At 63.7% G+C, this 22,120-nt stretch carries 18 protein-coding genes, 1 tRNA gene and 1 pseudogene; 8 read left to right on the top strand and 12 right to left on the bottom strand.

Annotated features, from left to right (window positions below; genetic code table 11):
• The first annotated feature begins 91 nt into the window (after positions 1 to 91).
• The gene (locus ACIPIJ_RS27020) at positions 92 to 478 is read left to right on the top strand and encodes a DUF488 domain-containing protein (protein ID WP_401082812.1); all 387 of its coding nucleotides are present in this window, start codon (positions 92 to 94) and stop codon (positions 476 to 478) included.
• A gap of 18 nt (positions 479 to 496) precedes the next feature.
• Entirely contained in the window at positions 497 to 922 is a 426-nt protein-coding gene (locus tag ACIPIJ_RS27015) for a GNAT family N-acetyltransferase (RefSeq protein ID WP_401082809.1), read from the top strand.
• Positions 923 to 986: 64 nt separating this feature from the next.
• Here the strand turns inward: ACIPIJ_RS27015 and ACIPIJ_RS27010 are convergent, their stop codons facing one another.
• The 11 genes from ACIPIJ_RS27010 to ACIPIJ_RS26960 all read right to left on the bottom strand — a co-directional run bounded on the left by ACIPIJ_RS27010 (position 987) and on the right by ACIPIJ_RS26960 (position 15,194).
• Positions 987 to 2,441 (bottom strand): right-handed parallel beta-helix repeat-containing protein, encoded by a 1,455-nt coding sequence (locus ACIPIJ_RS27010; RefSeq protein WP_401082806.1) that lies wholly within the window; start codon positions 2,439 to 2,441, stop codon positions 987 to 989.
• A 2-nt stretch (positions 2,442 to 2,443) separates the two neighbouring features.
• Positions 2,444 to 3,547 carry a polysaccharide lyase gene (locus ACIPIJ_RS27005; protein ID WP_401082803.1) on the bottom strand — a complete coding sequence of 368 codons (1,104 nt, stop codon included), beginning with the start codon at positions 3,545 to 3,547 and terminating at the stop codon, positions 2,444 to 2,446.
• A complete protein-coding gene (locus ACIPIJ_RS27000; protein ID WP_401082801.1) occupies positions 3,544 to 4,953 on the bottom strand; it encodes an alginate biosynthesis protein AlgX in 1,410 nt (469 codons plus the stop codon). Before ACIPIJ_RS27000 ends, ACIPIJ_RS27005 begins: the two co-directional genes overlap by 4 nt.
• Positions 4,954 to 4,980: 27 nt before the next feature.
• Positions 4,981 to 5,610 (bottom strand): alginate O-acetyltransferase AlgF, encoded by a 630-nt coding sequence (locus ACIPIJ_RS26995; protein ID WP_401082798.1) that lies wholly within the window; start codon positions 5,608 to 5,610, stop codon positions 4,981 to 4,983.
• Between the two features lie 18 nt (positions 5,611 to 5,628).
• Positions 5,629 to 6,723 carry an alginate O-acetyltransferase gene (locus ACIPIJ_RS26990; RefSeq protein ID WP_401082795.1) on the bottom strand — a complete coding sequence of 365 codons (1,095 nt, stop codon included), beginning with the start codon at positions 6,721 to 6,723 and terminating at the stop codon, positions 5,629 to 5,631.
• Between the two features lie 9 nt (positions 6,724 to 6,732).
• Positions 6,733 to 8,160: an MBOAT family O-acyltransferase gene (locus ACIPIJ_RS26985; RefSeq protein WP_401082792.1), complete on the bottom strand. Its 1,428-nt coding sequence runs from the start codon at positions 8,158 to 8,160 to the stop codon at positions 6,733 to 6,735.
• 14 nt (positions 8,161 to 8,174) lie between these two features.
• Complete coding sequence (locus tag ACIPIJ_RS26980; protein WP_401082789.1) at positions 8,175 to 9,626, bottom strand: ion channel protein AlgE; 1,452 nt, start codon at positions 9,624 to 9,626, stop codon at positions 8,175 to 8,177.
• On the bottom strand, positions 9,623 to 11,068 hold the full coding sequence (locus ACIPIJ_RS26975; protein ID WP_401082786.1) for a tetratricopeptide repeat protein: 1,446 nt from the start codon (positions 11,066 to 11,068) through the stop codon (positions 9,623 to 9,625). Before ACIPIJ_RS26975 ends, ACIPIJ_RS26980 begins: the two co-directional genes overlap by 4 nt.
• Before the next feature lie 21 nt (positions 11,069 to 11,089).
• Positions 11,090 to 12,253: a PilZ domain-containing protein gene (locus ACIPIJ_RS26970; RefSeq protein ID WP_401082783.1), complete on the bottom strand. Its 1,164-nt coding sequence runs from the start codon at positions 12,251 to 12,253 to the stop codon at positions 11,090 to 11,092.
• Positions 12,254 to 12,270: 17 nt separating this feature from the next.
• Positions 12,271 to 13,791, bottom strand: a complete 1,521-nt coding sequence (locus ACIPIJ_RS26965; protein WP_401082780.1) for a glycosyltransferase — start codon at positions 13,789 to 13,791, stop codon at positions 12,271 to 12,273.
• Positions 13,792 to 13,886: 95 nt separating this feature from the next.
• The gene (locus tag ACIPIJ_RS26960; RefSeq protein ID WP_401082777.1) at positions 13,887 to 15,194 is read right to left on the bottom strand and encodes a nucleotide sugar dehydrogenase; all 1,308 of its coding nucleotides are present in this window, start codon (positions 15,192 to 15,194) and stop codon (positions 13,887 to 13,889) included.
• A gap of 557 nt (positions 15,195 to 15,751) precedes the next feature.
• Here ACIPIJ_RS26960 and ACIPIJ_RS26955 point away from each other — a divergent pair.
• From ACIPIJ_RS26955 to ACIPIJ_RS26930, 6 genes and pseudogenes are all read left to right on the top strand, one after another.
• Positions 15,752 to 16,141 carry a helix-turn-helix domain-containing protein gene (locus tag ACIPIJ_RS26955; RefSeq protein WP_401082774.1) on the top strand — a complete coding sequence of 130 codons (390 nt, stop codon included), beginning with the start codon at positions 15,752 to 15,754 and terminating at the stop codon, positions 16,139 to 16,141.
• A gap of 63 nt (positions 16,142 to 16,204) precedes the next feature.
• Positions 16,205 to 16,843, top strand: coding sequence for a UvrY/SirA/GacA family response regulator transcription factor (gene uvrY, locus ACIPIJ_RS26950; RefSeq protein WP_008098041.1), 639 nt, complete (start codon positions 16,205 to 16,207; stop codon positions 16,841 to 16,843).
• Positions 16,844 to 16,848: 5 nt separating this feature from the next.
• Entirely contained in the window at positions 16,849 to 18,672 is a 1,824-nt protein-coding gene (gene uvrC, locus ACIPIJ_RS26945) for an excinuclease ABC subunit UvrC (protein ID WP_401082771.1), read from the top strand.
• Between the two features lie 33 nt (positions 18,673 to 18,705).
• Positions 18,706 to 19,266 (top strand): CDP-diacylglycerol--glycerol-3-phosphate 3-phosphatidyltransferase, encoded by a 561-nt coding sequence (pgsA, locus tag ACIPIJ_RS26940; RefSeq protein WP_401082768.1) that lies wholly within the window; start codon positions 18,706 to 18,708, stop codon positions 19,264 to 19,266.
• A 63-nt stretch (positions 19,267 to 19,329) separates the two neighbouring features.
• A tRNA-Gly gene (locus tag ACIPIJ_RS26935) sits at positions 19,330 to 19,405 on the top strand.
• Between the two features lie 221 nt (positions 19,406 to 19,626).
• Positions 19,627 to 20,754 (top strand): annotated as a pseudogene (locus tag ACIPIJ_RS26930) (tyrosine-type recombinase/integrase); the annotation flags it as partial.
• A 382-nt stretch (positions 20,755 to 21,136) separates the two neighbouring features.
• Here the strand turns inward: ACIPIJ_RS26930 and ACIPIJ_RS26925 are convergent.
• Positions 21,137 to 22,030, bottom strand: a complete 894-nt coding sequence (locus tag ACIPIJ_RS26925) for an AraC family transcriptional regulator N-terminal domain-containing protein (protein WP_401082765.1) — start codon at positions 22,028 to 22,030, stop codon at positions 21,137 to 21,139.
• Between the last annotated feature and the right edge of the window lie 90 nt (positions 22,031 to 22,120).

The raw sequence follows: 22,120 nt of genomic DNA, 5'->3' as shown, positions 1-22,120 counted from the left end.
CTGTCAGCATAGAAACATTTCCTTGCCTGAACGTGACCCCGGTCAATGGATTACCTAGGCTCAAGACGAGTGGTAGAGGCAGGAGAACCCCATGATTCGGTGCAAGCGTGTCTACGACGCGGCCAGCGAAGACGATGGCCAGCGTGTGCTGGTCGACCGCCTGTGGCCGCGTAACACGCGCAAGGATGCGTTGCAGGGCCAGTGGTTGCCTGAGGTGGCGCCGTCGAACACATTGCGCAAGGCGTTTCACCAGGCGGCGGTCGATTACGCCGGTTTCACCCAGCGTTACCAGCAGGAGCTGGCGGCGCACCCCGAACACTGGTACCCCCTGTTGGACCGGGCTGCCCAGGGCAATCTGACCCTGCTGTATGCCAGCAAGGATACCGAACACAACAATGCCCGCGTGTTGGCCGAATGGCTGGAGGATGAATTGGAGCGGCGCGGGCCGGGGAGTTCGCCGGTGTGTTATGCCACCTGAGCGGTGCACAATGGCAACATGAGACTGATACCCGCCACCGACCAACATTGCACCTTTGCCCGTGACCTCACCCGGCGGGCCATGCTGCCTTATTACCGTGAGTACGACCTGTTGTGGGTCGAAGAGGCATTTGACCAAGCCTGGGGCTGGCGTGAGCAGTGGCTGGTGGTCGAAGGCGAAACGTTGCTGGGTTTCTGCAGCCTCAGCCAGGACCGTCAGGCGCTGTTCATCCGCGAGCTGCATCTGTTGCCCGAGCACCGTGGGCAAGGGGTCGGCAGTCGGGTGCTGGAGGCGCTGGCGGGCTGGGCGACGCAGCGGCGCTTGCCGTTGTTGCGGCTGATGGTGTTCAAGAGCAACCCGGCACGGCGGCTGTACCAGCGCCATGGGTTTGTCGAGATGGGTGAGGATGAGTGTTTTGTGCGCATGCAGCGGGTAACAGGCTGATCTGTACCGGCCCTTTCGCGGGTTTACCCGCGAAAGGGCCCGTTCGGTCACTCAACAAACGGGATCACTGCTGCTGCACCCGCACCGCGCGCCCTTGGCGCACGGTAGCCTCCAGCAATTGCCCCTGCAGTGGCAGCAGGTCGCCGATCAACAGGTTCTGCAGCAACGGCTTGCCCTCAAAGGTATTGCCCCCCAGCAGCACATCACGCACCCCCTCCACGCGCACCAGTGCCTTGCCCACCTGGCCCAGGCGGTTGCCGCTCAGCACCAGTGGCCCCGGCAGGGGCGCGGCGTTGCGCAGGCTCACGGCGTATTCCGCGGTATTGCCGATCCGGTTGTCGAGCAGCGCCACGGCGCTGACTTCACTGGCATCCACGGCGCTGCCCGCGCTGCTGGCCAGCAGGTTGTCGTCGATGACCAAAGGCGCCGCAGGGGTAGGCGTGAGGTTGCGCAGTTGAATGCCATTGCCACGGCTGTCGCCGATGCGGTTGCCCGCCAGCAGCACCGCCCCCTGTTGTTCGCTGACCTCGATGGCCGCCTTGGCGGCGCCGAGGATCAGGTTGCCTTCGACCTGCGCGCGGGTCTGGCCCCGCAGGCGCACGCCACTGTTGTTGTTGATGCCGCGCAGTTGATTTTCCTGCAGCCGGACCTGGCTGTCGCGCACATCGATAGCGTACTGCTGCGACTGTTCGAACTGGCTGGCGCTGATGGTCGCCTGGCTGTGCTGCAACTCCACCGCGCTGGACATGTCGCTGAACTGGCTGTCGCGGATGACCACGGTGGCCAGGCGCGTGCCCGGCGCCTGCTGGGGGCTCAGGGCGGTGGTCAGGCCGCGTGACAGGTTGGCGTTGTAGCCCAGCCGTTTGAGCGTCGAACCGATCACCTGGGTGTGGCTCCCTGCCCAGGCCACCACGAACGGGCGCCAGGCGCGCTCGGTGTTGCCAGGCTGGTCACCGGCCATGCTTTGCAAGCTCGACTGGTTCAGGCCCAGCCAGCCCTGGTTGATCAGGGCCGTGCCCGCGTAGCTCGACAGGTACAGGCTGGTGCCTTCCATGACCAAGCCGGCATCCACGCCGATCATCAGCGGGTAGCTGAGCAGGTAGCCCTCCTTGTAGCGCGTGAGGATACGCGGGTCATTCAGCGCATCGTGCAGTTGCGCCAGGGTGATGCTGCCACCGCGCAGCATCACCACCTGCGGGTGATGCGCCTGGTAGCCGGCGATGGCGCGGAACAGGCCGTTGTTGACGAACGGCTCGAACGGCCAGCTACCGGCCTGGGCCGAGAACATCGGCTGCAGGCTAACGCTGGCGCGGCCCGCCGGGCGCGGGCGCTCGGCCTGCTGGAAGGACACCGCCTGGCGTACGTGCCGGCGCAGTTGGTCGACCTTCAGCTGGCGCTCGGCCTGGGGCAGCGTGTCCACCGTCTGGGTGATCGGCAGCGCCTGGCTGGCAGCCTGGGCACTGGCCGCCAGCCACAATGCGGCCAAGCAGGTGAAGGAGAAGCGGGCGAGTGGCACCATGGTCAGGTCCTTGATCCGGGCAATGGGGGGTAGAACGGCTTGAGCGGGCCACCGAGCTGGCTGTAGTTGTCCACCTCACCGTCCTCGCTGTCGTACAGCTGACGTGCCAGCGTGTGGTGCGGGTTGCGCTGCAGGAACGGGATCAGCCAGGCCAGCTTGTACGGCGCCACCTCTGCCTGGGCCTGGCCCTTGAGTTCGGGCAGCTCATCCGGGGCGAGCACACTGCGCGCGGCGAAATTGGCCAGCAGGTCGAGGGTATGCTGGTCTTCGGCGCTCCAGGGCAGGCCATTGGCCCGCGCCGCTTCGGCCAGCAGCACCAGGGGCACCAGCGCGTACTGGCTGTAACTGGCGGCCAGCTTGCTGCGCGCGACTTCCAGCGGCAGGTAGGCATAGCTGCCGTCACTGGCGCGCACGGCCTGGGCCAGGCCGCGACGCAAGTTGCCATCGGCCCAGAGGATGAAGTCGTCGCGGCTCACCAGCATGCCGGTGGCCGCGACTGCCCAGGCGGCCCAGTAGTCGTGGTTGTTGAAGTACACCCCAGGGGTATCGCGGCGCGGGTCGTACTCGGCGATCACGCGCTCGCCGAGCCGGGTGAACCAGGCTTTTTGTACCTCGTTCAATTGCACCTTGCCGTCGCTGGCCGACTGGGTCAGCAGCACGGCGCCGGCCATGGCTGCCAACGCCCATTTGCGCGCGGCCATGCCGGTGCTGCTGGCGTCAGGGTTGAGCAGGGCGCCGGCTTCGGCCCAGCGCTGCAGCCATTGGTCCTGGCAGGCCAGGGCCATATTGGCGTCCTGGGGCTTTTGGGCCCGCTGGAAGCGTTTGCTGGCGTAGATCAGGCCGCCCACGAACTGCTTGACCTGCTTGCCGATGCGCTCGCTGTCGGCATCGGGGCTGCTGCGCAGGGTCGACTTGCTGGCGTCGCGCTGGTCATATTTACTTTGCAGGCGCAGGGTACCGGTGTAGGGCGGTGGGGCTTGCTTGCTGCAGGCCAGTGTGCGGTAGTCGGCGATCATCGCGGCTTGCGCGGTGCCGTGGGCAGGCCAGATCGGTTGAGCGGCCTGCGCCAGCGGGGCGAGCAGGCACAGCGCACATAGCGTCTTCACAGGCACAGGCGCGTCTCCACATCGGTTGCCACCGTCCCAGCCTTGGTCGGCTCAAGGAACACCGACAGCAGGTTGGCCCCAGCGTAGGCGGGGTCCTTGCTCAGCTCCAGGTAATACTGGCCACCGCTCACCGCCGCTTCACGGCGGAACCACACCTTGTCGCGGGCGCCATTGTCGTAATAGACGATCACGTAGAAGTCCTTGACGTTCTTGTCGCTCAAACGGATGTCGAGAAAACCCTTCGAACCACTCAACGACTGCCGCCCGCTGCCGGCATTGCTGAGCAGCTCGATGCGTTCGCCGACCTTCAATGCCGGGCGCTGCAGCTTGCTGCCAAGTACTTCCTTCGACGCCGCGCAACCGCCCTGTACCGCCGGCACCAGCTGGCGGTACATCAGCGGCGAGTCGAGCCGGTAGTTGGCTGGCAACTCCCAGACGATCAGCTTGGGCGGCGCCTTGGGCGTGTAGTCGCTCGACAGCAGGTACTCCAGCAACGAGCCATCCTCGCCCACGCCCGGCAGGGCATAGTTGAGGATGTCGGTCTGCAGGTACTGCTTGAGGTAGCCGTCGAAGTTGAACTGCTTGCTCTCGTCCTCACGTGCCGCAGCGTTACTGTCACCGACCAGGATCACTTGCGGGTCCGGTGCCTCGTCGAACAGCGCGTCGGCGCTGTCGGCCACCGGGATGGTCTGGTAGCCGCGCACGTACTGGAACCCATAGTTGTTGCCGCAGATGTAGCTCAGCGCCAGGTTCAGCGTGCCGTCCTTTGGCACCATCACCCCGGGCTCGGTACGGTACTGCTTCTTGGTCAGCCCGACGTAGAACGGTTGGCGGCGGATCTCCTCGGCCATCAGCCTGGCGGTGGCCTCGGCGCCGGTGGGGGTCCAGTGGTGGTCGCGGCGGAAGAAATACTCACCCTTGGGCGGCTGCTGCAGCAACTGCATCATCGGCGCGACCACCGCGCCGCCCTGGCGCAGCTGGCCCAGGTAGGCATCCAGGTTGCGGCTGGCGCGGGCGTAATCGAAACCGTGCAATTGCCCGGGCAGCAACTGGTCGCGGTGCATCAGCCCGCGGGTCGGCTGGATCGCCATGGCCACGTGAATGCCCTGGCGCTCGAAGGCCTGCATCAGCCGGGCAAATTCCGGGCGCATCGGCGCGGGGATGCCAAAGTCGTTGGTCAGGTCGACCATCGAGCGGAACAGCCAGCGGTCCTTGCCGGGCACGATCTCGCGCATCAGCTTCATGCGCCCTTCGCCATAGCGCTGCGGGTCGCTCAGCGCCGGGCAGACCATGCACTGCAGGTTTTCACAGCCGGGCTTGCTCGCCTGGGCTGCGGGCGCCGCCTGGCCAGGCAGGCTCAGCAGCGCCAGGGCCAGGCTCAGGGCTGAGGTTACGAGAATCTTCATGTGCCTTTCATCCTTGCAGCAGGGGCGTCACTCGGTGGGGTCGATGCTGTTGGCCAGGGTCATGCTGCGGTTGCCCGGCAGCAGCACATAGCTGTAGGAACGGCCCTTCTTGAGGAACTGCTCGTCGAAGCTGGCGACCTTGGTGTCCTGCGCATACGCGGCAAAATCGAGCTTGATCTCGTTGACCATGCGCGTGCCGGTCTGGCCGTTGCCCAGGGCCGCGACGACCTCGTGCTTGCCGTCGGCGGTTTTCAGCGCAGTCGGGTTCGGGGTCAGGTTGTAGAAGGCAATCTGGGCCTTTTTCGGCTCATTGACGTACTTGTCGCTGATCAGCGTCAGCTGCTTGCCGTCGTAGACCACGGTGCTGGCGGCATTGGCCTTGAGCTGCGGTTCGATGGCCTTGCCGCCAACGGCAATCTTGTGGGCACCGGCGGGGGTGAAGCGGTAGCCGCTGAGCTGGCCGGCGGCGACCCGTTGCGGGTTGACCTTGCCGCTGAGCGTCACCTCGATGTTGCTGGCGGACAGGTTGAGCACGCGCACGAACGCTGAGTCGGCTGGGGCGACGGCGTCATACAGGTCGGCGTTGCCTTCGGCGGCCAGGGCCGTGTGGCTGGCCGTGGCCAGGGCCATGGCGGTGAACAGGTGCGAGAGTTTCATCAGGTTCTCCATGATTTGTCAGAAATGCTGGGGTGTAGCGCTTCGGCTAAGCGAGCCGGGGCGGTGGGCGAGCAGGGTGCGCAGGGGGAATTCCCAGACCACGGTGTCGATCTGCGTGTTGGCCAGCTGGTCGCTGGCCAGGAATTGGTTCATCGCCTCGAACGGGCCGCGCGCCTCGACGGCGATGCTCAGCAGGTCGCGGTTGAGGGCTTCCTTGAGGAAACCGACGAAGTTCCAGTCGTCGATCTTGCTGTAGCTGGTGCCGACCAGTAGCAGGCGCTGGTCCTCTTCGGCGAACAGGTCGTCACTGCCTTGCTCGGCCTTCAGGGTTTCGTAAAGGGCGATCGTGTTGGGGCCGAACTGTGGCGCCAGGCGCGCGTGGTCGAACTGCAGGTAGTTCATCAGGTCGCCCTTGATGTTCTTCTCGCCGGCCTTGTGCGACACATACACCTGGTCGCCCAGCAATTGCGGGCGTTGGCGCGCCAGCTCGTACGCCGACAGCCGCGCGCCTTCGGGGCTCCAGTGGGTGTCGGACGTGAGGAACAGCTGCGGCCCGTCGAGGTTGGCCATGAACGCACCCCGCAGCGGCACCACGTCCAGCTGGCGGCTTTGCAGTTCGCCGACAAAGCGGTCGTAGAGGCTGCTCACACGTGGGTCGAAACGGTGCTCGGCATGCGTGGCATACACATCCAGCTTCATCGGCAACGGCAGGATCACCAGCTGCTTGCCATGCTCGGCCAGTTGCGCGCGGACCTTGCCAATCTGCTCCAGCTGGCTGGCGAGGTTTGCGTCAAGGTCGTTGGGCACGCGGTATTCCTGGTTGGTATAGAGCCAGCCGTCCTTGCCCAGCACTACGCCCTTGGTACCTTCGCCGAACAGGTGGAACTGGGCATCGGCCCACAGCGTCACCGACGGGTCGCGCAGGAAGAGGCGTTTGTCATAGGCCTGCTCGAACGTGCGCAGCAGCTTGCCGTCGACGAACAGGTTCCAGCTGTCGGTCTGGGTGCGGGCAAAGTTGAACACGGGCGGCAGCGAATAGATGAACATCGCCGCCAGCACCAGCGCGAAGAGAATGCCATTGGCCTTGCTGGCCGAATTCATCACCGGGTACATGGCCGTCTCCTAGAACTGGAAATACAGGAAGGGCGAAAAGGAATTGGCCGCCAGGCTGCTCAGCGCCAGCAAGAAACCACCCCACAGCAGCACGCTGTGCAGCGCGCCGACATGGCGCATGAAATAGCCTTCCTTGTTGCCGGCGTAGAAACGCACGTTGTTGACCCCGGCCAGCACCAGCCAGGCCAGCGCCACCAGGGCGAAGGCCATGGCCATCTTCGAGGCGCCGAGCACGTACAGCTCCAGCGAGCCGAAGCCGTTCACACCCAGCAGCGCCTGGTAGATGTCGAGGCTGTGGCGCAGGTCCATGGTGAAGAACAGCGGCATGCTCAGCACGATCAGCAAGCCCGTGCGCAGGTTGCGGCCCAGGTGGTAGGGCGTGGTGACCTTGGTCGCCAGGTTGAACTTGCGCTCGATGACCATGCCGATGCCAAAGAACAGCCCCCAGCAGATGAAGGCGAAGCTCGCCCCGTGCCACAGGCCCGACAGCAGCATGGTCCAGATCAGCGCGGGCAGCGCGCCGGCCACGCGCTTGCGCACCAGCGGCATGTACACGTAGTCGCGCAAGAAATGCGCCAAGGTCATGTGCCAGCGCGCCCAGAACTCGGTGATGCTCTGCGACACATAGGGCTGGTTGAAGTTTTCCGGGAAGCGAAAGCCCATCATCAATGCCAGGCCCAGCGCCATGTGGCTGTAGCCGGCGAAGTCGAAGTACAGCTGCAGGGTCGAGACCACCAGGCCGAACCAGGCATCGCTGAACTGCAGCGCACCTTCGCTGACGAACAGCCCGTTGATCGGTGCCAGGCGGTCGGCGATCAGCACCTTCATGATGAAGCCAAGCATGAAGCGGCACACGCCCAGCGAAAACAGCTCCAGCGAATGGGTGCGCTCGCGCAGCTGCGGCGCCAGCTGGCTGTAGCGCAGGATCGGCCCGGCCACCAGGTGCGGGAACAGCGCGACGAAGGCGGCGAAATCGATGAAGCTGCGGGTGGGCGTGGCATCCTTGCGGTAGATGTCGACGATGTAGCTCAGGGCATGGAACACGTAGAACGAAATGCCCAGCGGCAGGAAGATGTTCTCCAGGGTCCAGGTGTTGATGCCCAGCGGCGCCAACAGCATGGCCAGCACTTCGGCGCCGAAATTGGCGTACTTGAAGTAGCCCAGGGTCGACAGGTTGCCGGCTATGCCGAGCCACAGCAGGCGCAGGGCCCAGCGTTTGTCGCCGGCGTCCAGGCGCGCCTTGATGCGCAGGCCGAACCAGTAGTTCCAGTAGGTGATACCGACGAACAGCAGCAGAAAATCTGGCCGCCACCAGGCATAGAAGATGTAGCTGGCAGCGACGATCACCAGCGAGCGCCACTGCGCCTTGGCCAGGAAGTACACGGCCAGGAACAGCGGCAGGTAGAGGAACAGGAACACATTGGAGGCGAAGATCATGGCACGTCCCTTCCTTAGTAACTGATCACCACGCCGACGCTCAGCTGGTAGTCGTCGCCGGTTGCCAATGCGCTGCCGGCATTGAGGTAACTGGCGCTGACCAGCGCGTTGACATCCAGGTGCTTGCCATCGAGCGCCACGGGAAACATCTTCCAGTAGTAATTGAGGTCGAGCATCTGCCCGACATTGCGGCCGCTGCCGTTGCTGCCCTGGGCGATGGCGCGGTTGCGTTCGGCGCGCTGGTCGCCGTTCATGCGGATCGGCAAGGTGCCGTCGGCGTCGCGCAGGTTGAGTTGGGTCACGCGCAAGTCCAGGGCACTGCGCGGGGTCGGGCGTGTTTCCAGGGCGAAGCCGTAGTAGCTCAAGTTGCGCAGGTCGAGGGCGACGAACGAACTGGTCAGCCGGGTGCTGTACGCGCCGCTGCGGGTGATGCGGTCGGACTGGATGGCGTTCAGGCGAAAGCCGTCGTTCTCGTCGCTGGGCGTGTCGGTCAGGCCGCCGCGCAGGGCCACGCGCGGGGCCCACGGCAGGCTGTCGAAGCGCTTGCCGAGTTCGCCCAGCGCCGCCCAGCCTTTGCTGCTGTGGCCGGTGCTTGTCAGGCCATCGCTGTCGGTGTTGTCCATCTTGCCGTCCAGCGCCGCCAGCTCCAGGTGGTAGTCGCTGAGCACTGGGTAGGCCAGGTTGTCGCCCTTGAAGAACAGCCCGTAGCGCAGGCCCTTGAAGTCGTAGCGGTCGTCGGCGTCGTGGCCGCTGTGGTCGTTCTCGTGCATCAGGCGCACGCCGGCCTGGTTGTTCTGGCTCCAGCGGTAAGCGTACTGGCCCATCAGGTAGGTGGTGCGTGCTTCGCTGTCGGCCAACGTGTTGACGTCGGTGTTGTAGTTGTGGAACTTCTGGCCGACGGCGAAGAACGCCTCGGAGAAGGTGTCCTGATAGTTGAAACGCACCGATTCCAGGCTGTCGTCCCACCAGATGCCGTAGTCGTCGTAGAAGCGCTGGCGCCCCAGCGAGGCCGAAAACCGTGGGTCGTCGCCGATCAGGTTGCGCTTGACGTACAGCTCGCGCAGCTCGGCGTACCACCCTTCAGGCTGCTCGCGTTCGCTGCCGTTGCTGGCCTCGTTGGTCAGGTTGCTCGACTGGCTGGAATCGTAGTTCAGCCACAGCCGCCCGTAGACCATCCACTTGGCCCAGCGTTTTTCCGGCGAGTACCAGGCGAACGACGGTTCGTAGCGCAGGCTGTAGAACGACTCGCGGTCGCTGCCGACCTGGGAGTCCTCGGGGCCGTAGCCAGTCTGCACGGTGAGCTTGTTGAAGAATTCCGAGGTAATCACCGGCTCGCTGCCATCGATGGCGACGCGCACCGGTTCGTTGCTGTCCGCCTCGGGGCCGGTGATTTCCTCGGTGGCCAGGGCTGCCGGCAACGGGGCCAGGGCGAGCAGGGCGCCGAACAGGGGGTGATGGGCTTTCACAGGGTGGCCTCCTTCAACAATCCGTTGCGAGCGGCCAGGGCGCGCTCGATGTCATCCTTCGGCAAAGTCCTTTCCAGGCGCTTGAGCAGGCTGCGCGCCCCCCGTTCGCCCAGGTCGAGGGCGACGCGGGCGTAGGTATAGGCCTTGACCGGGTCGTGGCACAGCGCGCGGCCATAGGCGTGGAGGGTGGCCATGCGGTACCAGGCGGCGGTGGAGCCTTGCTCGGCCTCGGCCTGGAACAGCGCCAGGGCCTTTTCCTGGTCGGGCTGGTCGGCAACGCCTTTGCTGTAGTACTCGGCGAGTAGCAGGCCGGCGCCCGGGTAGCCACTGGCGCGCAGCGCGTCGATCAGCGCGCGCGCCTTGTCCGGGTCGAGGGTCAGCCAGTTGTTGACCATGTAGAACTGCGCCTGCAGGGCCTTGGCTCGGGTCGGTTCGCGTTCGCGCACCTGGTCGATCAGCACCTGGGTTTCTTCAGCGTTGTGCTCGGTCGGGTTGGACATCATGTAGTTGGCCTTGGACACCATGGCCGGCACGAAGCCGCGCGCCACGGCCGCGTCGCGCCAGCGCTGGACCTGCGCGGTGGCCTGGTCGAGGGCGTCGGCCTGGGCTTTCTCGCGGGCCAGCTGCGCCGGCGTTGGCGGCAGCTTTTCGCCAACGCCGGCCTGGCTTTCGTAGCGGTCGGCTTCCTGTTCGGCGCGCTGCACGCTGGTGATGCTGTCGAGCAGCGCCGCGATACGGTGGACGATGTCCTCCGGCAACTGCGTACGCTCAGGCTCGAGCTGGTCGGCGAAGGCCGGAAACAGCCGGTCCTGCTGCTCGCCGAGGAACGCGTAATAACGGTCGATGGCGCGCACATCGACGCGTACGGCCTGGCGGTACCAGCGCTCGGCACCGGCGCGGTCGCCCTGGCGCTCGGCCAGCACCGCGCGGTACAGCTCGGGGCGGCAGTTGAGCAGGCAGGCACGCTCGTACAGGGCCAGCAGCTGCGCGGCTTGCGGCACATCGACCAGCTCGGGGTAGACCAAGAATACTTCCAGCGTGGTACTGGTGTTGCGCGGGTCGAGGTTGGCCGGGTAGCGCGTCAGCGCCTGGGCCACCCATGGCCGCTGCGCCTCGCGCAAGCTCGGCGTGCGGTCGATCAGGCGCGCCATCGAGGCCAGGGCTGGCACCAGGCCGTGGCCGTCGGCAAAGGCCTGCCGGTACAACGCAAGTACTTGCGTACGGCTGGCGTCGTCGCGCCCGGCCAGCACATCGCCGAGCAGCAGGGTGCTGGCCAGGTCGCCGCGTGCGGCCAGTTGGCGTAGGTCGGCGCTGACCTCGGCACTCGGGTCCTTGTACAGCGCGTAGCGGATCTGCTCCAGGCTCTGCCCGGCACTGGCCGCGCCAGCGCAGGCCAGGGCAAGGCCCGCCAGCAACAGGCGGGAAGGCGTGTTCACGGTCATGGTGTCATCGTCCTCGGCGGCTCAGCGCGAAGCGCCGAACGGCAGGCCCAGGTACAGGTCGACCGCCACGGCTTTCTGGTAGGCCGAAGCGGGCAGCGGGCTGTCCGGCTGGAGGGTGAGTGCCAGGTTGCGATTGACCTCATCGACGCGGGCGTCGACCACCTTGCCGCTGAAGTGCTGGTCGAGGCCGAACACCTGCATGTCCACCGCGCGCACCCGGCTCACATCGGCGAGTTTGTCGAACGGCACGTTGGCACGCACGAACAGGCCCTGGTCCTTGGGCAGCAGGTGCATCAGCGGCGCGTCCTTGTAGCCGTAACCGTCCAGGCGCTGGGCCGGGTGATACACCTGGCAGTCGCACGGGCTGTTGATCACCGTCTCGATGGTGGCGCGGCCAAGCAAAGTCTGCAGGTCGCCCGGCGAGAGATCAGCTACTGCCTTCATGTCGGCGGGGCTGGTAAAGCTCGTTGCCAGTTGCGTGGAGATGCTGGCCAACGGCTGGCCGGCTTTTACCTCGGTAGCGTCGGCAGGCAGCAGGTACTTCACGTAGCCATTGTCGGGCATGCTGATGACCTGGGCATTGGTCGCCACTTGGGCCTGCACGGCGGGGATACGGAAGAACAGCAGGTAGCCCTTGTAGCCGACGAATGCCAGCGCGGCGACCCCGGCAGCGCTGTACAGCAAGGTGCCGGCCAGTGCCTTCAGGCGCGCACCGGGGGTGCGCGCGCTGGCGTACTTGTGCTTGCGCTCCTTGATGTAGTTTTCGCGCTGCATGACGTTGAACAGGCCGTTGATGTCGGCAATCTCGCCAGACATGTAGGCGCTGATCAGGTAGCGCAGGATGTCGCGCTTCTGCGCATCGAGGTCGACGAACTGTGCGCCCACTTCGCTGCCGCGCTGCGAGACGATGCGGATCTTGCTGTCGATGCTCAGGTCGACCTGGTTCAACCGCAGGCGGATCGAGGCGTCGTACAGCGCGCCGACCTTCAGGGGCGCCTCGTGCAGCAGGCCCAGGCCACCCAGCGAGATATCCTGCAGGGCGGCTTCGAACGCCGGTTGCCCGGCGCTGGCCAGGCGCACGCGGGCGTTCATGCGGGTGCGCACGTACTGGCGCTCGTCGATCGCCTCGTGGACGATATTGGCCGCTGTCTTGCCCGGGGCCGCGGGAATGTTCGTGCTACTCATGTGCAGGCGCCTTTCCTTTAACGTTGCGTGAGTTCCAAGAGAACGGTGATGACCCCGAAGAAGATGGCGATCGACGCGCACAGCATCGCCTTCGAGGACCAGCGGTTGAGGGTGGCGTCGAAGTCGACGCTACCGGTGGCCAGGGTGGTCTTCTGCCGCGTCCAGCTCTGCTGGTCCATGTGGAACATCGCGTAGACCTTCATCAGCGAACCGACGATCTGGTTGTAATAAAGAACGAAGGGGTACATCGGGCTGACCGGGTGGCCCGCGAAGACGAACAGCACGGTCACCAGGCTGCGCGAGATCAGCACCCAGAACAGGTACACCAGCAGGTACTGGATGCCGAACACCAGGCCTGCCACCACCGACGCAGTCAGGCCCATCAGGCAGGTCCACATCGACACGCGCTGGTCCAGCAGCACATACAAGGTGAAAAGCCCCAGGCGGGCGCGGCCGAGCAGGGCGGTGGCGCGGAAGTTCTGCCGCAGCGAGTTGCCGTACCAGCGGAACATCAGCTGGCGGGTGGCGACCCAGAAGCTGTCGCTGGGCGGGTGCTCGACTGTCAGCGTATGGCTGTCGGGCACGTAGAAGGTGTCCCAGCCGGCGCGCATCAGGCTCAGCCAGCTCGACTTGTCGTCGCCGGTCAGGAACTGGAAGCGGCCCAGGCGCCAGTGTTCGAGGAAGTCCGCCTCGACATCGCGGATGAACGCTGGGTCGGTCATCACGCTGGCGCGGAAGAACGACAGCCGCCCAGTCAGGGTCAGCACCCGGTGCGACAGCGCCATCGAGCACATGTTGATGTGCCGCTGGACGAAGCGCATCGAGTGCCACTGGCGCATCCAGCGGCTGCCTTCGACCTCGCAGAATTCGTTGGTGGTCAGGCCGCCGACATCCGGCAGCACGGCAAACAGCTTGACCGCGCGCTCGACGCAGCCAGGCAGCATCATGGTGTCGCCATCGACCACGCCGACCACCGCGTCCTCTGCCGGCATCTGCCGCGACAGCGCGCGGAAGGCGTGGGCCAGGCCATCACGCTTGCCGGTGCCGCGGGCGCGGACGATCACCAGCTTGATGTCGTCGCGTGCCTGCACCTCGTTGCGCATGATGTCCTTGATGAAGGTCTCGTCGCCCTTTTCGACGATCGAGGCGATCACCGTGCACGGTACGTTCAGCCGCTGCACCTCCTGGAACACCGACTGGTACACCTTGAACGTGGTGAGGGTAGGGATGCGGAAACTGGTCACTACCATGAACAGGTGCGACGGCAAGGCCGCATCGCCCAGGCGTTCGACCTGGCGGCGCAGGCGCGGGAACGCCCAGTGCAGGAAGTACATGCCGCGTAGGTAGTGGACGATGGCATTGCCATAGCGCCACATGCCCAGGGTGCCGATGATGAAGATGAACAGGTGGTGGTTGGGGTCCAGATACTGCGGCGCGACCATCTCCGACGCCAGTGCGATCAGCCCGGCCAGGCATGCCCAGGCGAAGAAGCTGGCGCCTGCGCGCAAGTAGCCGGGTGGCGGTTGCTGTCGATCCATGAACCTTGACTCCTGTGTTGCGCACCCGCGTGCCACGCCACACAGGCCAGGGCCTGCGGCGAGTGCTGCAGTGCAGTGCGGGTGCCGCGGCGGGTTTACCAGCAGATACCTTGGGTACTGGAATCGCTGACGCCGGACATGAAACCGACCAGGTCGATCACCTGTTTGCCGTTGCCGGCCGCCAGGGCGTTGGCAAAGCGCTCGTCGCTGTTGCCCAGCACGATCACATCGGCGTCGTCGATCACCTGGGCCAGGTCGTTGTGCAGCAACGACGAGACATGCGGGATCTTCGCTTCGATGTATTCGCGGTTGGCCCCGAAGACCCGGGCGTACTCGACGTTGGCGTCATAGATGCGCAGGTCGTAACCCTTGCCGATCAGGCGCTCCGCCAGCTCCACCAGCGGGCTTTCGCGCAGGTCGTCGCTGCCGGCCTTGAAGGCCAGGCCGAGCAGGGCGATCTTGCGCTTGTCCTGGCGCTCGATGAGGTCGAACGCGTTCTGCACCTGGTTGCGGTTACTGGCCATGATCGACGCCAGCAACGGGTGTTCGACGTCCAGTTGGCTGGCACGGTAGGTGAGGGCGCGCACATCCTTGGGCAGGCACGAACCGCCAAAGGCAAAGCCCGGGCGCAGGTAGTAGCGCGACAGGTTGAGCTTGAAGTCCTGGCACACCACATCCATGACTTCGCGGCCATCCACGCCCGAGGCCTTGGCGATGTTACCGATCTCGTTGGCGAAACTGACCTTGGTGGCGTGCCAGACATTGCAGGTGTACTTGATCATTTCGGCGACTTCGATCGACTTGCGGATCACCGGGGCGTCGAGGCCGTTGTACAGCGACTCGAGCAGGTCGCCCGACTGGGCGTCCAGCTCGCCGATCACGGTCATGGCCGGGAAGTCGTAATCCTGTATCGCCGTGCTTTCGCGCAGGAACTCCGGGTTGACCGCCACGCCGAAGTCGACGCCGGCCTTCTTGCCCGAGCATTGCTCCAGGATGGGAATCACCACGTTGTTCACCGTGCCGGGCAGCACGGTGCTGCGCACCACCACGGTGTGGCGGCTGCCCTTGTCACGCAGGGCAGTGCCGATTTCGCGGCATACCGCTTCCATGTACACCAGGTCCAGGTCGCCGTTCTTCTTGCTGGGTGTGCCCACGCACAGCAGCGACAGGTCGGTGGCGAGGATCGCCGCCTGCACATCGGTGGTGCCGCGCAGGCGGCCGTGGCGCACGCCGTCGAGCAGCAGCTGTTCGAGGCCCGGTTCGACGATGGGCGACTTGCCCTGGTTGATCAGGTCGATCTTTGCCGGGGAGATGTCCACCCCCAGCACATGGTGACCGCGGGCCGACAGGCAACCCGCACAGACAGCGCCTACATAGCCAAGTCCGAAGATACTGATGTTCATAGATCCCTCTCCCCAGGCGCGGCGAAGCCGGCCGAGATACACAGTTCAAGAAGTTGTCGAGTGGCAGACGCGCAGAACTAAGCCGCGCTCAGAAGTGGCGTTACAGGCTGTTTCTTAGTGGTCTTCTTATAGCCTAAGTGCGTTCTTATTTTTATTGCAAGCGTTGCTATTTGTTATTTTGAAAATAACTTGAAATCAACCTGTTAAAGTTTAAAAACCTATAAAAATCAATGAGTTAAAGTTTGATAATAGTTGGGCGTCAAAAAAATGATTTGCCTTGAAGGGTCGATAAAATGGCGCCAAGTGGGTGGCGTTTATCCCTCTTCACACCTCACAACGTTAAGGGGTGTCGCGTTTTTTCAGCGGCAATAGTTGCCAGTAGTTGTAGTGCAAGCGGGCAATTATCCTTGAAATTCAGGGCCTCTAGAGAGCAATGGTGGCGCAATGCTGGCTTGCGACGAGGGCGTGCGATGGGCATAGTGACTGCGGAGTCTGCAAGTGCTCACAGGGTCGTGGGCAATATCCGATGACGATTAGGGAAGAAGGAGCAACGTCATATGAACGAGGTCGGTCCGCGTCTTAGGGAAGAGCGTGAACGGCTGGGCATGACCCAGCGGGTGTTCGGTGATATCGGCGGCGTCGAACCCAATGCCCAGGGCAAGTACGAAAGTGGCGAACGCACGCCCCGGCTCGATTACCTGGCGGCCTTGGCGGCCAGGGGTGTGGATGCACTCTATGTGCTCAGCGGTGTGCGCACGCCTGCGCCGCTGAACAGCCTGACGGCCGATGAAACCGGTTTGCTGGGCGCTTTTCGGCGCTTGTCAGCGGCCGACCAGGCGGCTTTGTGGCACTTGTTGGGGCGCCTGGTGGGCGAAGGGGGGAGCCGCGAGGCGTCGTGGCCGCCGCGCCATCAGCGTCAGACGTTTCTCACGGAAGTTTTACGTTAGGTCCGTCTTGAAAAATTTTGTTAAGGTGGCGGGATCCAATCGCCCTGTTGACGAGGTGTCTGCTTGATTAGGGTCCTAGTGGTCGACGACCACGATCTGGTACGAACCGGTATCACACGCATGCTGGCCGACATTGACGGCCTGCAGGTGGTGGGTGAGGCGGATTCGGGTGAGTCGGCGCTCAAGCTGGCCCGAGAGCTGAAGCCGGATGTCGTGCTGATGGACGTGAAGATGCCCGGTATCGGCGGCCTGGAGGCCACCCGCAAACTGTTGCGCAGCCACCCCGACACCAAAGTGGTGGCGGTTACCGTGTGCGAAGAAGACCCGTTCCCCACACGGCTGATGCAGGCCGGTGCAGCCGGGTACCTGACCAAGGGCGCGGGCCTGGACGAAATGGTCCAGGCCATCCGCCTGGCATTTGCCGGGCAGCGTTACATCAGCCCGCAGATCGCCCAGCAGCTGGCACTCAAGTCGTTCCAGCCGCAGGGCTCCCCGTTCGATGCGTTGTCGGAGCGGGAAATCCAGATAGCCTTGATGATTGTCGGGTGCCAGAAGGTGCAGATCATCTCCGACAAGTTGTGCCTGTCGCCCAAGACCGTCAATACTTACCGTTATCGGATCTTCGAAAAACTCTCGGTCACCAGCGACGTCGAACTGACCTTGCTGGCCGTTCGCCACGGTATGGTCGACGCAAGCCTGTAAACCTCATGCCCCAAGTCTTTGATGCCAGCGCGTTCCTGGCGACCTGCAGCGGTCGCCCGGGCGTCTACCGGATGTTCGACGCCGAGGCTCGGCTGCTCTACGTGGGCAAGGCCAAGAACCTCAAGAAGCGTTTGGCCAGCTATTTTCGCAAGACTGGCCTGGCGCCGAAAACCGCCGCGCTGGTTGGGCGGATCGCCCAGGTTGAAACCACCATCACCGCCAACGAGACCGAGGCCCTGCTGCTTGAGCAGAACCTGATCAAGCAGTGGCGGCCGCCGTACAACATCCTGTTGCGCGACGATAAATCCTACCCGTATGTATTTTTGTCTGATGGCCAATTCCCACGCTTGGGTATCCACCGTGGTGCGAAAAAAGCCAAGGGCCGTTACTTCGGGCCGTACCCTAGCGCCGGCGCCATCCGCGAAAGCCTCAGCCTGCTGCAGAAAGCCTTCTCGGTGCGCCAATGCGAGGACAGCTACTACGCCAACCGCACCCGTCCCTGCCTGCAGTACCAGATCAAGCGCTGCAAGGGGCCGTGCGTCGACCTGGTCGCCGCCGAGGAATACGCCGAGGACGTGCGCCACTCGGTGATGTTCCTCGAAGGCCGCAGCCAGCAGCTGGGCAACGAGCTGAATGCCGAGATGGAAAAGGCCGCCATGGCCCTGAACTTCGAGAGGGCCGCCGAGCTACGTGACCAGATTGCCCTGTTGCGCCGGGTCCAGGACCAGCAGTACATGGAAGGCGGCTCTGGCGATGTCGATGTGGTCGCCGCCTTCGTCAACCCCGGTGGCGCCTGCGTGCACCTGATCAGCGTGCGCGGTGGGCGGGTGCTGGGCAGCAAGAACTTCTTCCCGCAGGTGGGCATCGAGGAGGAGGTGGCCGAAGTCATGGCGGCTTTCTTGTCCCAGTATTACCTGGGCAACGCCGAGCGCGAACTGCCCGGCGAGTTGATCGTCAACGTGGTGCACGATGACTTCACCGCCATCAGCGAGGCGCTGCACACCCTGCGCGGCCGCGAGCTGACCATCAGCCACCGGGTGCGTGGTACCCGCGCCCGCTGGCAGCAGCTGGCGGTCACCAACGCCGAACAGGCACTCAACGCCCGCCTGGCCAACCGCCAGCACATGGCCGCGCGTTTCGAGGCGCTGGCCGAGGTGCTGGGCCTGGACGAAGTGCCGCAGCGCCTGGAGTGCTACGACATCAGCCACTCCAGCGGTGAAGCCACGGTGGCCAGCTGCGTGGTGTTCGGCCCGGAAGGCCCGCTGAAGTCCGATTACCGCCGCTTCAACATCGAAGGCGTGACCGCTGGCGACGACTACGCCGCCATGCACCAGGCCCTGATGCGCCGTTACGGGCGCATCAAGGACGGCGAGGGCAAGTTGCCCGACGTGCTGCTGGTGGACGGCGGCAAGGGCCAGCTGAACATGGCCCGCGACGTGATGCAGGAGCTGGCCTTCACCGACCTGACCCTGCTCGGCGTGGCCAAGGGCGTGACCCGCAAGGCCGGTTTCGAGACCCTGTACCTCAATGATGTGGCCCACGAGTTCACCCTCAAGGGCGACAACCCGGCGCTGCACCTGATCCAGCAGATCCGCGACGAGGCCCACCGTTTCGCCATCACCGGCCACCGCGCTCGCCGCGGCAAGGCCCGGCGTGTGTCGAGCCTGGAAGACGTTGCCGGGGTAGGGCCCAAGCGCCGCCGCGACCTGCTGAAACATTTCGGCGGCCTGCAGGAGCTCAACCGCGCCAGTATCGACGAAATCGCAAAAGCCCCCGGCATCAGTAAAAAGCTTGCCGAGTCGATTTATGCCAGCCTGCATAGCGAGTAGAATGCCGTGCTCAACCCGCAGCCAGTCGTACCGATGAATATTCCAAACCTGCTCACCGTTCTACGCGTCCTGCTCATCCCGATCTTCATCCTGCTGTTCTATGTGCCCTATCACTGGAGCTACATGGCCGCCAGCACGGTGTTCGCCATCGCCGCCGCCACCGACTGGCTGGACGGCTACTTGGCGCGTCGCCTGCAGCAGAGCACGCCGTTCGGCGCATTCCTCGACCCTGTGGCCGACAAGCTGATGGTCGCCGTGGCCTTGGTGCTGCTGGTGCAGGTGCACGCCAACTTCTGGCTGACCCTGCCGGCCGCCGTGATCATCGGCCGCGAAATCGTCGTTTCGGCGCTGCGCGAGTGGATGGCCGAACTGGGGGCGAGGGCGCACGTGGCGGTGTCGAACCTGGGCAAGTGGAAAACCGCGGCGCAGATGCTGGCGCTGGTCATCCTGCTGGCCAACCCACCGGCGATGACCTTCTGGGTGATTCTCGGCTACTTCCTGCTGCTGATCGCCGCAGGCCTTACGCTGTGGTCCATGGCGCATTACCTGCTGGCCGCCTGGCCACACCTGCGCGAAGGTTCGGAGCAAAAATAAAACTTTTTTGAATCAAGGGGTTGACGCCGTTTTAGATATCGTTAGAATGGCACCCATCACGACGCGGGAATAGCTCAGTTGGTAGAGCACGACCTTGCCAAGGTCGGGGTCGCGAGTTCGAGTCTCGTTTCCCGCTCCAGTTATAGATCTACAGAGTTCCACGGAAGTCTGTAAGTCGTTGAAAAAAGGGCCTTAGGGCCCTTTTTTCGTTCCAGCGGAAACCACTGAAAACCGGCAGTATCCGGACATTTTAAGTCCAGAATTGAGTCCAGAATTGGAAAACGCCCGATTCGCTTTTCCGGTAGAGCTAGGTGGCACACGAGACGAGCATTTGGCCTCTGACAGTTTCAGGAGGTCACCATGGCACTCTCGGAAATGGCGATCCGGCACGCTCGGGTCACCGGTAAGGACTACACGCTCGCAGACAGTGACGGCTTGTTCCTCAATGTCACGGCGCAGGGCGGCAAGATCTGGCACTTCCGCTACTACTGGGCCGGTCGGCAGAAGCGCATGTCGTTTGGCAGCTACCCGCAGGTTGGCCTTCGCGATGCGCGTGCACGGCGAGATGAAGCAAGAGCTTTCATTGCTCAAGGCACTAATCCGTGTGAGCAGCGCAAGCAGCAGCGCCAGGCAGTCCGCCTCGCCAGTGACCATGCCTTTGAGGCCGTGTTCAATCAGTGGATCGCCTTCCGCCGCTTGAGTCTCAAAGAAGGGCGGCAGAGCACGCTGTCACAGATGCTGCGCATCTTCGCCAAAGATATTCTGCCCCACATCGGCGATCGCTCCATCCATGACATCACCCGACATGAGCTCATGGAGGTGCTGGATCGTATCGAGTCTCGCGGTGCATATACCACGGCGGAAAAGTGCCGGACCTGGCTGAATCAACTGTTTCGTTATGCGCTGGTGCGGATCGCTGGCCTTGAGCATAACCCCGCGGCCGATCTGGACGTTGTGGCGATGCCGAAGCCTCCAGTGGAGCATAATCCTTTCCTGCGTATGGCTGAGCTGCCCCCGCTTCTAGGTAAACTCCGTACTTATCACGGCGGTCAGCAGACCCTTTTGGGGATTTGGCTGCTGCTGCTCACTGGTGTGCGTACCGGTGAGCTGCGCTTGGCAACGCCTGATCAATTCGACTTGGAGCGTCGGCTGTGGGTCATTCCGCCAGAGGTGGTTAAGCAGTTACAGCTCAAAATGCGCAAGAGCCGTAGTAGCGCCTCCAAGGTGCCGCCATACATCGTTCCGTTGTCAGTCCAGGCGATTGAAGTGGTGAGTCTACTGCTTGATCGTGTAGTGCCCGCGCAGCGGCATTTGCTTGCCCATCGAAGCGACTTGAGCAAGCGCATCAGCGAGAACACTTTGAACAGTGCGCTGCGGCGTATGGGCTTTGCTGACAGACTCACCGGGCACGGCATGCGAGCTACCATCTCAACGGCCCTCAACGAGATCGGCTACCCGAAAGCATGGGTTGACGCACAGCTTTCACACGCACCGGGATATCAAGGCTCGGAGGTTGCTCTCAGTCTGTCTTGGAAATCGGGGTCAACGTATTCCGGATTGGCAGCTTGATCCGTTGAAGCTCAAGCTGGTGCTTGCGGTATTCGAAACACTGCCTGCAATGGGAGCTTGGGATGTCTACCGCATGCTGACCAATCCTCATGCAAAGCTGCGCGGAAATGCTCCTTGCACCGCTATTAGCCCTGATAATTTTGAAGAGCTTGTGAGCCTTCTGACTTCTATGGGCTAGGTGCAAAGATCGCCGCGACGGGTCGATAACTGCTCTGTCGCGAATGGCAACTTTCGACCCAATGCAGACGGTCACGGCGAGCACTTTTTGTGAGAGCTGCTGATCAACCTGATCCACCACTGCTCAATGACCTTGAGACCTGCTCACTTCCACGATGCGTGCCGCGTCCTTGGCCGGAGGTAAGCCGAACAGGCGCACGTAGTCCCGGCTGAATTGCGTGGGGCTCTCATACCCAACCTCGAACGCCGCCCCCATCACACTTTTGGCATTGGCCACCATGAGGGTGCGGGCCTGAAGCAAGCGCACGCGCTTTTGGTACTGCAACGGGCTCAGGTTGGTGACAGCTTTGAAGTGCCGGTGGAACGCCGAAACACTCATGGCCGCCCGCTGCGCAAGCTCTTCAACTCTGATCGCCTGCGCAAAGTCACGGCGTATGAACTGAATAGCCTGGCTTACCCTGGCCAGGGCCGTATCCGGCGCGGCTATCTCCCGCAACATACAGCCATGCGGGCCTTGCAATACGCGGTACAAAATCTCGCGTTCATAGACGGGGGCAAGGGCCGCTATCTCTTCAGGCTTTTCCATCAGGCGCAGCATACGTACCCAGGCGTCCATCAGCTCTGGCGTGACGGCTGCTACCGAAAACCCTAGGTGGTGTTCATACTGCCCGGTTGGCGTTGGCAGGTCGGCGAGCAAGGTCGTCAATACCACCGGGTCGAGCGTCAAGCTCACCGCCAGGTAGGGGGCACCTGACTCAGCGGCGTGCACCGTGCCCACTGCGGGCAGGTCGACGGACATGACAAAGTAAGTCTCCGGGTCGTAGCGCAGGGTGCGATCACCCACGGTCATCGACTTACTCCCTTGCAGGATCAGGTTGATCATGGGGTCGTAGACAGCAGCCAGCATGTGCTCCGGGATTTTGCCCTGAACCATGGCTACACGCGGGATGCCCGTCTCGGTGCGGCGGTTTTCGGCTCTGGCGGCCAGGGTGCGGAGTTCATCAATTGGAGTGGTCATGGCTGGCATGCTGACGGCAGCGGGCGACGCCGTGCAAGCAAAAAGCAGAAACAGGCAGGATCTAGGCAGCAATGGGAGCGTCGGCAATCT

The organism is Pseudomonas sp. NPDC087185, assembly GCF_044744955.1.
Lineage (GTDB): Bacteria > Pseudomonadota > Gammaproteobacteria > Pseudomonadales > Pseudomonadaceae > Aquipseudomonas.
Note: the sequence above shows the minus strand (reverse complement) of the source record. Positions and strands in the feature narration are given on the sequence as shown.